This window comes from Arthrobacter agilis (genome assembly GCF_006494655.1).
Taxonomy (GTDB): domain Bacteria; phylum Actinomycetota; class Actinomycetes; order Actinomycetales; family Micrococcaceae; genus Arthrobacter_D; species Arthrobacter_D agilis.
The window spans coordinates 322197-334986 of sequence record NZ_VHIM01000001.1 but is presented as its reverse complement, the minus strand read 5'-3'; the positions used below and the strand labels follow the sequence as shown (position 1 = coordinate 334986).

10 protein-coding genes, 1 tRNA gene and 1 pseudogene are annotated in these 12790 nt (G+C 69.5%); 8 read left to right on the top strand and 4 right to left on the bottom strand.

All coding sequences use genetic code 11. The features are described 5' to 3' along the window. Positions 1–151: 151 nt before the first annotated feature. The 8 genes from eno (at position 152) to FJV46_RS01425 (ending at position 8887) form a co-directional block, all read left to right on the top strand. Positions 152–1432, top strand: a complete 1281-nt coding sequence (eno, locus tag FJV46_RS01460) for a phosphopyruvate hydratase (RefSeq protein WP_087031122.1) — start codon at positions 152–154, stop codon at positions 1430–1432. 370 nt (positions 1433–1802) lie between these two features. Further along, complete coding sequence (locus FJV46_RS01455) at positions 1803–2345, top strand: FtsB family cell division protein (RefSeq protein WP_240046473.1); 543 nt, start codon at positions 1803–1805, stop codon at positions 2343–2345. 72 nt (positions 2346–2417) lie between these two features. After that, positions 2418–3146: a DUF501 domain-containing protein gene (locus tag FJV46_RS01450; RefSeq protein WP_087031116.1), complete on the top strand. Its 729-nt coding sequence runs from the start codon at positions 2418–2420 to the stop codon at positions 3144–3146. Next, positions 3146–4090: a Ppx/GppA phosphatase family protein gene (locus FJV46_RS01445; protein WP_087031113.1), complete on the top strand. Its 945-nt coding sequence runs from the start codon at positions 3146–3148 to the stop codon at positions 4088–4090. Before FJV46_RS01450 ends, FJV46_RS01445 begins: the two co-directional genes overlap by 1 nt. Before the next feature lie 4 nt (positions 4091–4094). Continuing rightward, entirely contained in the window at positions 4095–5465 is a 1371-nt protein-coding gene (locus FJV46_RS01440; protein ID WP_232008594.1) for a S8 family serine peptidase, read from the top strand. A 162-nt stretch (positions 5466–5627) separates the two neighbouring features. Next, entirely contained in the window at positions 5628–7067 is a 1440-nt protein-coding gene (locus FJV46_RS01435; protein ID WP_087031109.1) for an NAD(P)/FAD-dependent oxidoreductase, read from the top strand. 109 nt (positions 7068–7176) lie between these two features. Further along, positions 7177–7249 (top strand) — tRNA-Leu (locus tag FJV46_RS01430). Positions 7250–7480: 231 nt separating this feature from the next. Continuing rightward, complete coding sequence (locus FJV46_RS01425) at positions 7481–8887, top strand: ABC transporter substrate-binding protein (protein ID WP_087031107.1); 1407 nt, start codon at positions 7481–7483, stop codon at positions 8885–8887. Between the two features lie 159 nt (positions 8888–9046). Here the strand turns inward: FJV46_RS01425 and FJV46_RS01420 are convergent, their stop codons facing one another. The 4 genes and pseudogenes from FJV46_RS01420 to FJV46_RS01405 all read right to left on the bottom strand — a co-directional run bounded on the left by FJV46_RS01420 (position 9047) and on the right by FJV46_RS01405 (position 12781). Continuing rightward, positions 9047–9757: a hypothetical protein gene (locus tag FJV46_RS01420; protein WP_087031103.1), complete on the bottom strand. Its 711-nt coding sequence runs from the start codon at positions 9755–9757 to the stop codon at positions 9047–9049. 165 nt (positions 9758–9922) lie between these two features. Further along, complete coding sequence (locus tag FJV46_RS01415) at positions 9923–10669, bottom strand: ABC transporter ATP-binding protein (protein WP_087031100.1); 747 nt, start codon at positions 10667–10669, stop codon at positions 9923–9925. Further along, positions 10669–11651, bottom strand: a pseudogene (locus tag FJV46_RS01410) (ABC transporter ATP-binding protein). Before FJV46_RS01410 ends, FJV46_RS01415 begins: the two are co-directional and overlap by 1 nt. Positions 11652–11800: 149 nt before the next feature. Further along, positions 11801–12781: a branched-chain amino acid ABC transporter permease gene (locus FJV46_RS01405; protein ID WP_087031097.1), complete on the bottom strand. Its 981-nt coding sequence runs from the start codon at positions 12779–12781 to the stop codon at positions 11801–11803. Between the last annotated feature and the right edge of the window lie 9 nt (positions 12782–12790).

The following is a 12790-nucleotide window of genomic DNA, read 5'->3' as shown; positions in this document are numbered from 1 at the left end:
AGCGCCGTGGGCAGTGCCGCGTCACATCGCGGCCCGGTACCGGACGCGCGGCACCTCCGTGAACTAGGCTGGGAGCAACACCTCCGTTGCTCTGACAAAGACGTCCCAACACGATGTGAATTCCTGATCTCCAACGAAGAGGAGCAAATCCATGGCCATCATCGATGCCATCCACGCGAGGGAAATCCTCGACTCCCGCGGCAACCCCACCGTCGAGGTCGAGGTCCTGCTCGACGACGACACCTTCGGCCGGGCGGCCGTCCCCTCCGGTGCATCCACCGGCGCCTTCGAGGCCAACGAGCGCCGCGACGGCGAGAAGGACCGCTACCTCGGGAAGGGCGTCCTGCAGGCCGTCGAAGCCGTGATCGAGCAGATCCAGCCCGCACTCCTCGGCTTCGACGCCGCGGACCAGCGTGCCATCGACCAGGCGATGATCGACCTGGACGGCACCGAGAACAAGTCGAACCTCGGCGCCAACGCAATGCTCGGTGTCTCCCTGGCCATCGCACGGGCCGCGGCCGAGTCCTCGGCCCTTCCCCTCTACCGCTACCTCGGTGGCCCGAACGCGCACGTTCTGCCGGTGCCGCTGATGAACATCCTCAACGGAGGCTCGCACGCCGATTCCGACGTCGACATCCAGGAGTTCATGATCGTGCCGCTCGGCGCCCAGACGTACTCCGAGGGCCTGCGCTGGGGTGTCGAGGTGTACCACGAGCTCAAGTCCGTCCTGAAGGAGAAGGGCCTCGCGACGGGCCTCGGCGACGAGGGTGGCTTCGCACCGAACCTCCCCTCCAACCGTGACGCCCTCGACCTGATCACCACCGCCGTCGAGCGCGCCGGCTACACGCCCGGGACCGACATCGCGTTCGCCCTGGACGTGGCCGCGTCCGAGTTCTACACGGACGGCGCCTACCAGTTCGAGGGGAAGTCCCTCAGCACCGAGGAGATGAGCGCGTACTACGTGGAGCTCGTCCGTGACTACCCGCTGGTCTCCATCGAGGATCCCCTCGACGAGGACGACTGGGAGGGCTGGAAGCACCTGACCGACGCCATCGGGGACAAGGTGCAGCTGGTCGGCGACGACCTCTTCGTCACCAACCCGGTCCGGCTCGCCAAGGGCATCGAGAACCAGACGGCCAACTCGCTGCTGGTGAAGGTCAACCAGATCGGAACGCTCACCGAGACGCTGGACGCCATCTCGATGGCGCAGCGCGCCGGGTACACGACGATCACCTCGCACCGGTCCGGTGAGACCGAGGACACCACGATCGCCGACATCTGCGTCGCCACCAACGCCGGCCAGATCAAGACGGGTGCGCCTGCACGCAGCGAGCGCGTGGCCAAGTACAACCAGTTGCTGCGCATCGAGGAAGAGCTCGACGACGCCGCACGCTACGCCGGTCGGAGTGCCTTCCCGCGTTTCACGGCGTAGGTGAATCGCCGCTGATCAGGCGGGCGGTTACCCTCGTTAAACGGGATCCGCGAGGAACCCGACGTGAATCGAAGCATGTGCATTGACGAGGAGCTCCATGACCGCCCGCCGCCCCAACGTGCCGCGAGCCGGCCGTCCCACGCCCCAGGCGGAGGAACGGTCGGCCCCCGGGACGACCCCGGGCCAGACACCGCCCCGCGGTCCGGGCCAGCAGGCCACGAACCACGGATCGACGGCAGCCCCTGCCGGTCAGGGACGCGGCGCGGGAGCGCCCCGCAGACCCGGCGCTCCCCGCACGCCGGCTGCCCCCCGCACACCGGCTCCCCTTCGCGCGGCCGGGCCCTCGGCCACGAAGGACCCCCGCACATCCGTGCGGCCCCCACGCGACCAGGCGGCTCAGGATCCGGCTCAGCCGGCCGCGCCTTCCGCGGCGCGGGCGGCCGAGCGTTCGTACCTCGCCCGCAGCATCCGCAGGGGACGGCTGGGGTCGAAGCGCGCGGAATCCCCGATCGAGCCGGCCGAGGACGCCACCCCCATCCCGGCGAAGACCTTCTCCGGACGCATGCTGGCCCTCGCTGTCGTGCTCATCGCGGTGATCGTGCTGCTCGCGCCGTCGGTCAGCCGCTACGTGCAGCAGCAGTCCGAGCTCGATGCCCTGCGCGCCGACATCGCCCGGCAGCAGGAACAGCAGGCCGATTACACCGACGAGCTGGCGCGCTGGGACGACCCGGCCTTCGTGAAGCAGCAGGCCCGCGAACGCATCTTCCTCGTGATGCCCGGCGAGACCCGCTACCTCGTGAAGGGGAGCGAGGGGATCGAGCAGGGCACGGGTGAGGGCTCGGCGGCGCAGCCGGAGGATCTGCCGTGGGTCGACTCGCTCTGGAACTCGGTGGAGCGCGCGGCGACCGACTGACCGATCGCCGCTGCGAAGGCCGGACGGCGACCGACACACCGACGCCCGTCGGGTGTCCCAGGAAGGAACAGTGTGACCCAGCAGGAACAGCACCCCGAAGGGGCGCTCGAGGAGCAGGACCCTCGAAAGCCCAGCGAGCGGGATGTCGACGTCCTCAGCCGCCAGCTCGGCCGCCCGGTGCGCGACGTCGTCGAGATCGGCGCACGGTGTGTGTGCGGCAACCCCCTGGTCGCCACCACGGCGCCCCGCCTCTCCAACGGCATACCCTTCCCCACCACCTACTATCTCAGCCACCCCGTGATCACGGCGGCGGTGTCGCGGCTCGAGGCCGACGGGGTCATGACCGAGATGACGGACCGCCTCGGCGTGGACGCCGGGCTCGCCGCGCGCTACAGGGCCGCGCACGAGGACTATCTCGCTGCCCGGCGCGCCGTGGGTGAGCGGGCGGGAACGGGCGAAGTCCCCGAGATCGACGGCGTGTCCGCAGGCGGCATGCCCACCCGCGTCAAGTGCCTCCACGTGCTGGTGGGCCATGCGCTCGCGGCCGGCCCGGGCGTCAATCCCCTCGGCGACGAGGCGATCGAGCGGATCGCGCCCTGGTGGACGCCGCAGCACTGCTCCTGCGACGGAGCCTGGGACACGACCGGACAGGCTCCCGACGCGGACCTCAGTCGACACACGCGGACGCAGGGTCTCAGCCCCGAGGACCTCGAGGCGAAGCGCGCAGCACGGCGTCGGTCGGCGCCGGAGGCTGCTGCCGGCCCGGCGTCGCCCGCACCACCCACCCACGAGGAGACGTAATGCGCACAGCTGCCATCGACTGCGGCACCAATTCCATCCGCCTGCTCATCGCAGATATCGAGGACGGGCTCCTGACGGATGTCGTCCGCCTCATGCGGGTGGTGCGACTCGGCGAAGGCGTGGACGCGACCGGCCGGCTGTCCGACGCTGCGCTCGAACGGACCTTCACCGCCGCCGAGGAGTACGCAGCGCTCATCCGTGAGCACGGCGCTCCGCCCGTGCGCTTCGTCGCGACGTCGGCGACGCGCGACGCCGAGAACCGCCAGGTCTTCGTCGACGGCATCCGGGAGCGTCTCGGCGTGGAGCCGGAGGTCATCTCGGGCGACGAGGAAGCACGGTTGTCCTTCGACGGGGCCGTCAGCGTGCTGGCCGCGGCCGACGGCGAGACCGTGCTCGTGATCGATCTGGGCGGCGGCAGCACCGAGTTCGTCACGGGTACCACGGACGGCCTGATCGCCGCCCGCAGCACCGACATGGGGTGCGTCCGCTACACGGAGCGCTTCCTGCAGGACGATCCGCCGAGCCCCGCGCAGATCGAGGCGATGACCGCGGAAGTGGGGCGCCTGATGGACGAGGCCGCGGCGGAGGTGCCGCTCGAGCGGACCACCCGCATCATCGGCGTGGCCGGCAGCGTCACGACCGTGACGGCACACGCACTGGACCTGCCGGAGTACCAGCCGGAACGGATCCACGGAGCGGAACTGCCCGTGTCCGTGATCCGCTCGGCGGCCCTGGACCTGCTGCACCGTTCCCGCGACGCGAGAGCGTCCCTGCCCTACATGCATCCGGGGCGCGTCGACGTCATCGGCGCCGGAGCGCTGATCTGGACCTCCATCCTGGAACGTGTGGCTGCCGTGACGGGCGGTCGCATCACCACGGCGGTCACGAGCGAGCACGACATCCTCGACGGGATCGCGCTCAGTGTCGCGGCCCGGAGCGGCTGAGCCGGTGGCCGGACGGGAGCGGGCCGTCAGGCTGATCGTCCCGACCCTGGCTGGGATCGCGTCGCTCGCCCTGGCACTGCCCTTCGCGGTTCCGGCCGTTGCGGACGACATACGGGGCAGTGAGTACTGGCTCGAGGACTACGGCATCACGGAGGCGTGGAAGACCACGCAGGGTGAGGGTGTCACCGTCGCGGTGATCGACAGCGGCGTGGACGGCACGCACCCCGACCTCGCGGGCGCCGTCATCGCGGGTACGGATGTCTCGGGTGCCGGGGACCCCGACGGCCAGCGCGGGCTCGGGGAGGTGCCGGGCCACGGCACGCTGGTCTCCACGCTGCTGGCCGGCCGCGGGCACACCGCCGACGCGGAACCCGGAGCGGGTTCCACGGGCGGGCCGGACGAGGCGGACGCCACCGTCAGCCCTGCCCCGACGTCGCCCGCCGATCCCCTCAGCGCCGTCGGGAAAGGGCCGGACGGAATCGTCGGCGTCGCCCCGAAGGCCGACCTCCTCGCCATCTCCGTGTGGATCGAGGGCCCGGGGAGCGGACCGAACCCGGCGGGCATCGCGGTGGACGAGCAGGTGCCGCGGGCAGTCCACTGGGCCGTGGACAACGGCGCCGACGTCATCAACATGTCCCTGGGCAGCACCAGCACCGAGTGGCCCGAGAGCTGGGACGAGGCGTTCCTCTACGCGGAGGAGAACGACGTCGTCATCGTCGCCGCCGCGGGCAACCGGGCGGGCGGCCTGACGCAGGTCGGCGCGCCCGCGACCATCCCGGGAGTGCTCGCGGTCGCGGGACTCGACCGCGACGGCCAGGCGAGCGCCGAGGCGTCCTCGGAGGGAATCAGCATCGCGGTGGCAGCACCGTCCGAGAACCTGGTCGGCGGCCTGCCCGGAGGCCTGTACGCCGACTGGTCCGGAACGTCCGGCGCGGCACCGCTCGTGTCGGGAGTCGCCGCGCTCATCAGATCGCGCTACCCCGATCTCACCGCGGAGGAGGTGGTGAACCGCATCGTCGACACCGCCAGGGACGCCGGAGCCCCCGGCTTCGATACCCTCTACGGCTACGGCGTCCTCGATGTCGCCGCCGCGGTGAACAGCGACATCGAGGTTCCCCAGGAGAGCCGGCTCGGGAGCATGGCGGACTGGATCCAGCTGTACCGTCGGGGGAGCGCGCCGCCTGCGACACCACCGGCGGCACCCGATCCCGCCCCGCAGCCCGTGCTGACCGCGCCCGCCCCGCCCCGGGCCGTGGAACCGGAGGACACGACGGTCCTCCCGTCAGCGGTGGTGCTCGGCTTCGGTGGCCTGATGCTCGTCGTGATCGTGGCCGGAGGAACCCACGTGCACCGGGTCCGGAAGCGGACGCAGTAGTTCCCACAGGACGCTCCCGCACTCATCCGAGCAGGAGGTTCAGGAGCCCGCGGGGAGCCCGCCGGGGCCCGGCGGCGGGGTGAACGAGCAGGGCCCGCTACGGGTTCCGCCGTCGCCCCCGAGCTAGTGAAGATTTTCACAAAGTCCGGTAGCATCGGGACCATGGCATCCATACCTCATCTCTCGGACCGCCCGCGCATCCTCGTCGTCGGCGGAGGCTACGTAGGCCTCTACGTGGCACACAGGCTCCAAAAGCAGGTCAAGGACCACGGCGGCATCGTCACGCTGGTGGATCCCCTGCCCTACATGACCTACCAGCCCTTCCTCCCCGAGGTCGCTGCGGGAAGCATCGAACCGAGACACGCGATCGTCTCCCACCGCAAGCACCTGAAGAAGACCGAACTCATCTCCGGGAAGGTCACCTCGATCGACCACGCCGGACGCACGGCCACCATCGAGCCGGCGGGCGGCGGCGAATCCTTCGAGCTCGCGTACACCGACGTGGTCGTGTCCGCGGGTTCCATCACCCGCACCTTCCCCATCGACGGCCTGAAGGACGAGGGCATCGGCCTGAAGACCATCGAGGAAGCCGTGGCCCTGCGGGACCAGATGTTCGAGCGCATCGAGACGGCGTCCGTGCTGCCCGAGGGACCTGAGCGCGACCGCGCCCTGACGTTCGTGGTGGTCGGTGGAGGCTTCGCCGGCATCGAGACCATCACCGAGATGGAGGACGCCGCACGCGACGCCGTCAAGGCCAACGCGCGCCTCACCCGCTCCGACCTGCGCTTCGTCCTCGTCGAGGCCATGGGCCGCATCATGCCCGAGGTCACGGCCGAGCAGGCCGAGTGGGTCGTCAGCCACCTCCGCTCCCGCCAGATCGAGGTGCTCCTGAACACCTCCCTGTCCAGCGCCGTCGACGGCACCCTCAAGCTCATCAACATGCCGGACAAGACCCCGGCCGACGAGTTCGCCACGGACACCCTCATCTGGACCGCGGGTGTGCAGGCCAATCCGGTGGTCCGTTCGACGGACTTCCCGATCGACGAGCGCGGCCGGGTCCGGGCCACGCCCGAGCTCCGCATCACGGGCGACGACGGTCCCATCGACCATGCCTGGACCGCCGGCGACGTCGCTGCCGTCCCCGACCTGACCGGTGGGGGAGTCGGAGGCTTCTGCGTGCCGAACGCCCAGCACGCCGTGCGCCAGGCCAAGCTCCTCGCCGCCAACATCCTCGCCACCAACTACGGCGTGGGCGAGGTCAAGGAGTACCGCCACACGAACCTCGGAGCCGTTGCGGGCTTCGGTCAGTTCAAGGGTGTCGCGAACATCATGGGCTTCGGCATGAAGGGCCTCCCGGCCTGGCTCGCGCACCGCGGCTACCACGGCTTCGCGATGCCGATGTACGAACGCAAGGCGCGCGTGATCATCAACTGGAGCATGAGCTTCCTCTTCGGCCGCGACCTCGCGCCGCTCTCGGACCTCAAGGAGCCCCGCCGCCAGTTCCGCGAGGCGGCCACGCCGCCCCCGAAGAAGGACACGGCACTGCAGAGCCAGCCCCCCACGCCCGCGGGCAAGGCGGCAGGGGCCAAGGCGTCGGCCTGACGCCTTCCGCTCCACTCGGATCGAACGACGGCGGCCCCCGATCGGGGGCCGCCGTCGTGCTGTCCGGACTCCCGGGGGACAGGTCTCGCGATAGGCTGGCACGGTGCTGGCCCCAGTAGCCCAATGGCAGAGGCACCAGACTTAAAATCTGTTCAGTCAGGGTTCGAGTCCCTGCTGGGGCACTCGCCTCGCCCGGCGCCTCTGCTCGCGCGTCCTGCCGGGCTCGAAGGGCAGTGGGCTGATCGATGTCTCCTGTCAAGACTGCCGAGAGCTGCCTGTGACGAGCGTTACAAGGATGTAACCCGATTCCCTTATCTCGGACACAAAATTGGATTAGCTTTTCCTACAAGCCAGGAACACCTGGCAACACGCATCAAAGGCAGCAAGAGCCTTTCGGTCGAGGAGACTAATTAATGACTGCAACACGCAACTCGGCGTGGTTCGGCGCCGGGGACACTGCCCCGCGTGCGGCCAAGATCGCTGCCCTGGGCCTCGGGATCGCGCTCTTCGCCTCCGGCTGCGGTGGCGGCGGAAACACCGGCGACGAAGGTGACGGCGGAGACGGCGGCACCACCGAGACCACGCAGGCGGCAGCCGCGTCGGGCCTGGCGTGCCCCGAGGGTGAAGGCGGCGTCGGTGAGGAGCAGGGCGAGAAGGGTGACCCCGACGCTGTTCCGGCGAGCACCACCACGAGCCCCGAGCCGCTCAAGCTCGGTTCCATCCTGCCGACCACCGGTACCCTCGCCTTCCTCGGCCCGCCCGAGATCGCAGGCGTCAACCTCGCCGTCGAGGAAGTCAATGCGGCAGGCGGCGTCCTCGGCCAGGACATCTCCATCACCCACCGCGACTCGGGTGACACGACCACCGACATCGCCACGCAGTCCGTCACGGATCTGCTGTCGCAGGATGTCAGCGCCATCATCGGCGCAGCATCCTCGGGTGTCTCGAAGACCGTCATCAACCAGATCACCGGCGCGGGCGTCGTGCAGTTCTCACCCGCCAACACCTCGCCCGAGTTCACGGACTGGGACGACAAGGGCCTCTACTGGCGCACCGCTCCCTCCGACGTCCTGCAGGGCCGCACACTCGGCAACTACATCATGACCTGTGGTGCCCAGACGGTCGGCATGATCACGCTGAACGACTCCTACGGAACCGGGCTCCAGAGCAACATCCAGGAGACGGTCGAGGCGGCAGGCGGCCAGGTCGTGGCGAACGAGATGTTCAACACCGGTGACTCGCAGTTCTCCAGCCAGGTGGACGCGATCGCCGCCGCTGCTCCGGACGCGATCGTGCTCATCAGCTTCGACGAGGCCAAGAGCATCGTCCCGCTGCTGGTGGCCAAGGGTATCGACGCCAGCACGCTGTTCATGGTCGACGGCAACACGACCGACTACAGCGCCGATCTCGATGCCGGCACCCTCGAAGGCGCGCAGGGCACCATCCCCGGCCCCTTCACCGGGACCGGATTCCAGGACGCGCTGGCCACGGTCGATCCCGACCTGACCAGCCTGGCCTACGCCGGCGAGAGCTACGACGCCGTCAACCTGATCTCGCTCGCCGCCGAGGCGGCAGGCAGCGTCGAGGGCAGTGCCATCGCCGAGGAGCTCGAGGGCGTCTCGAAGGACGGCACCAAGTGCTACGACTTCGCCGCCTGCGTCACGCTCCTGCGTGAGGGCGAGGACATCGACTACGACGGCATCTCCGGCCCCGTCTCCTTCGACGAGAACGGTGACCCGACGGAAGCCGCCATCGGCATCTACCAGTACGACGGCGACAACGTGCCGCAGCCCTACCGCTCGGAGGTCGGGCAGCTCTAGCCCGGGCCCGAACGGCCTGCCGGGACTGATCCGGTAGGCGGACAGATATACGCAGAGGCCCCGGCCGCCCCTCCCAGGAGGGCGTGGCCGGGGCCTCCGTCGTTCCGGCCGGCCACACGCGTCGGCGCGTGCAGTTCCCGGCGCGGGGTCGGCCCGCGGTCAGGAGTCTCCGGGAGGGCGTCTGGCGAGGGCATAGGAGGGCTCGCGGACCCTCCGGGACCACTCATAGGTCCCCGCTCCCGCGAGCGGGTGCAGGACGGCGTCGAAGCGCAGGTCCTCCTCGTCCCGGTCGGGACTCAGCGTGAGCGTCAGTGTGGCGAACTGTGCCCAGGGTCCCGTCGGGGTGGCGAAGTGCAGGCTCAGCTGCCACACGGATCCGCCCACCGCGTGCTCGACGCCGCGGAGGGAGGCGGGGAGTCCCGCGGGCGCCCGTGTCCGGGCCCCCAGCAGGACGGGTCCGTTCTCGCCACGGTAGGGCATCACGGTGCTCAGCGGGGCCCGCGAGAGGCTGATCCTCGGCACCAGGACGAAGCGACCCGGAATGCCCCAGCCCGTGGAGGACAGGAGGATGTCGGAGACGGTGGAGGGCGGGGCGCCATCGGCCCGGTGGTGCACGCGCACCGCCAGCCCGACGACGTCGGGCAGTCCGTCCGGTAGGCCGACCGACCGGGAGACGCGCGCCGTGACCGGATATGCCGCGGGCCGGTCGAGCCAGGAGATCCCGCTCGGCTCACCGTGCCCGTGCACCACGACCTCGCCGTCGAGCCTCAGTCCGCGCGGGTGGATCGGACGGTGCGGCCGGACCTGCCGGATGCCGCGGAACACCGTCTCGAACCCCACGCCGATCGCACTGCTGATGAACCCTGCCATGGTCCGGCGTCCTCTCCCGATGGTGCGATAGCGCTGTGCCACCGTATCCGGCGTCGAACGCCGAAGGGCGGAACCGTCTCCGGTTCCGCCTTCCTTGCATTCTCGGCGCAGGTCAGGTCGAGCGACGTCCGAGCGCCCTGCCGGCGCTGGTCCCGACCTTCCGGTTCAGGCTGTGTCCGCGAGCGTGCCCAGGTAGAGCTGGATGACCTTCGGATCCTTCATGAGTTCCCGACCGGTGCCCGTGTAGGCGTCCTTGCCCTGGTCCAGCACATAGGCGCGGTCGCAGATCTGCAGGCAGCGGCGCGCGTTCTGCTCCACCATGATCACCGACACACCGGCCCTGTTGATCTCGTGCACGCGCAGGAACGTCTCGTCCTGTTTCACGGGGGAGAGGCCGGCGGACGGTTCGTCGAGGAGCAGCACCGCCGGATCCATCATGAGCGCCCGTCCCATCGCGACCATCTGTCGTTCGCCGCCCGACAGCGAGCCGGCGCGCTGCGCCTTCCGCTTCCCCAGTTCGGGGAAGAGCCCGGCCACGAAGTCGAAGCGCTCCTTGAAGTCCTTGGGCCGCTGGTACATGCCCATCTGGAGGTTCTCCTCGATGGTCAACGTCGCGAAGACGTTGTTGTTCTGCGGCACGAAGCCCACGCCGCGGCTGACGAGCCGGTTCGCCTTAAGGCCCGTGAGATCCTGGCCGCGCACCACGACGGTGCCGGAGTGGACCTTCACCAGGCCGAACATGGCCTTGAGGAGCGTCGACTTGCCCGCCCCGTTCGGGCCGATGATGCCGATCAGCTCACCGCGGCGGGCCTCGATGCTGCACCCGTTCAGGATGTTGACGCCCGGCAGGTAGCCCGCCACCAGATCCGTGACCTTGACGACCGAGTCGCCCTCGAACGCTTCCTCAGTCATTACTTCGTCTCCTCGTCCGTCTGGGTGGTGGGTGCGGCGTGGGCGCCACCGACCTCGCTGACCCCTCGCCCGAGGACCCCCTCGCGCTCGGTGCCGAGCACCGACTCCTTGTCGTGGGCGAGCTCCTCCTCGAGCCGGTCGTAGCCCGTCGAGTCCCCGAGGTCCACGTCGTGGTGGGCTCCCAGGTAGGCGTCGATCACCGCCTGGTCCTTCATCACGATGTCCGGCGGTCCCTCGGCGACGACCTTGCCCTCGGCCATGACGACCACCCAGTCCGCGATGTGGCGGACCATGTGCATGTCGTGCTCCACGAAGAGGACGGTCATGCCCTCGGACTTGAGGTTCTTGATGTGGTCGAGGAGGGACTGCGTGAGGGCCGGGTTCACACCCGCCATCGGCTCGTCGAGCATGACCAGCCGGGGGCGCACCATGAGTGCGCGCGCCATCTCGAGGAGCTTCCGCTGGCCGCCGGAGAGGGACGCGGCGTAGTCGTCGCGCTTGGTGTCGAGCTTGAACTTGGCCAGCAGCACCTCCGCCTGCTGCGTGATCTCCCGTTCACGTCCGCCCCAGATGCCCTTGAAGAGTGCGCGGGCGAGGCTTTCACCCGGCTGGTCCGTGGCCCCGAGGCGCATGTTCTCCATGACGGTGAGCTTGCCATGACCTTGGTCAGCTGGAAGGTGCGCACCATGCCCATGCGTGCCACCTTGTGCGAGGCAACCTTCGCAAGCGGAGTGCCGTCGAACTCCCAGTCCCCGCTGTTCGGCACGTCGAAGCCGGTGAGCAGGTTGAAGAGCGTCGTCTTCCCGGCACCGTTGGGACCGATGAGGGCGGTGATCTTGTGGCGCGGGATCTCGAGGTGCTCGACGTCGACGGCGTTGATGCCCCCGAACGTGCGCGTCACGTTGCGGGCGATCACGATGGGGTCCCGCTTGCTACACCCGGGGCCGGTCTCGCCCGTGGTGATGGGCTGCGTGTCCGTCATGTGGTCGGCGGCCGTGGCACCGCCCTCACCCGTGGTCCCCGCGGGGGCGTCCACCGGCGTCTCCGCCGCGTGCGCGCCGCCGGCGGACCGGTCGGCGCCGGCGCCGACCGGTGTCTCGGGCAGTTCGGACTGATTGCTGTGGTTGCCGGTCATGCGAACGCCAGCTCCTTCTTGTTACCCAGGACGCCCTGCGGCCTGAAGACCATGAGCAGCATCAGGGCCACACCCACGAGGATGTAGCGCAGCTGACCCGCCTGTGAGTTGGACAGGAACGTGATGGCCCCGATCTCGATGGCGCCGTACAGCAGTCCCTGGGTCAGGGACAGGACCACCCAGAAGATCATCGCGCCGATGACCGGGCCGAGGACCGTCGCCATGCCGCCGAGGAGGAGGCAGGTGTAGAGGAAGAACGTCAGCTCGGTCGCATAGTTGGCGGGCTGGACGGCACCACGGGGGAGGGTGAAGATGATGCCCGCGAGCGATCCGAGGACGCCTCCGATCACGAGGGCCTGCATCTTGTAGGCGTACACGTTCTTGCCGAGCGACCGCACCGCGTTCTCGTCCTCGCGGATGCCCTTGAGCACACGGCCCCAGGGGCTGCGCATGAGGAGCCAGACGACCAGGCAGGCCAGGATCACGACGGTCCAGCCGACGATCCGGATCCACAGGTCGCGCTCGTTCATGGCGAGCGGACCGACGTTGTAGGTGCCGACGGGGAAGGGGTTGAGGCCGAAGAAGCCGCCCTCGAAGGCCGCGAGGCCGTTCGCGGAGCCGGTGATGTCGGTGAGCCCGTTGGTGGTCACGATGTACCGGATGATCTCGGCGGCCGCGATGGTGACGATGGCCAGGTAATCGGCCCGCAGGCGGAGCGTCGGGATGCCGAGGACGATCGCGAAGACCACCGAGGCCAGCATGGCGATCAGTACGGCCACGGGCAGCGGGGCGTTGAAGGTGAGCGTCGAGATGGCGTAGCCGTACGCGCCGACCGCCATGAAACCGGCCTGGCCGAAGTTCAGGAGGCCCGAGTAGCCGAAGTGGACGGCGAGGCCGAGCGCGGCAAGGGCGTAGGCCGCCGTCGTCGGGCTGATCAGCTCGCCGAAGGCGTTGATGAGGATGTTTCCGATGTCCATGGGGAGCCC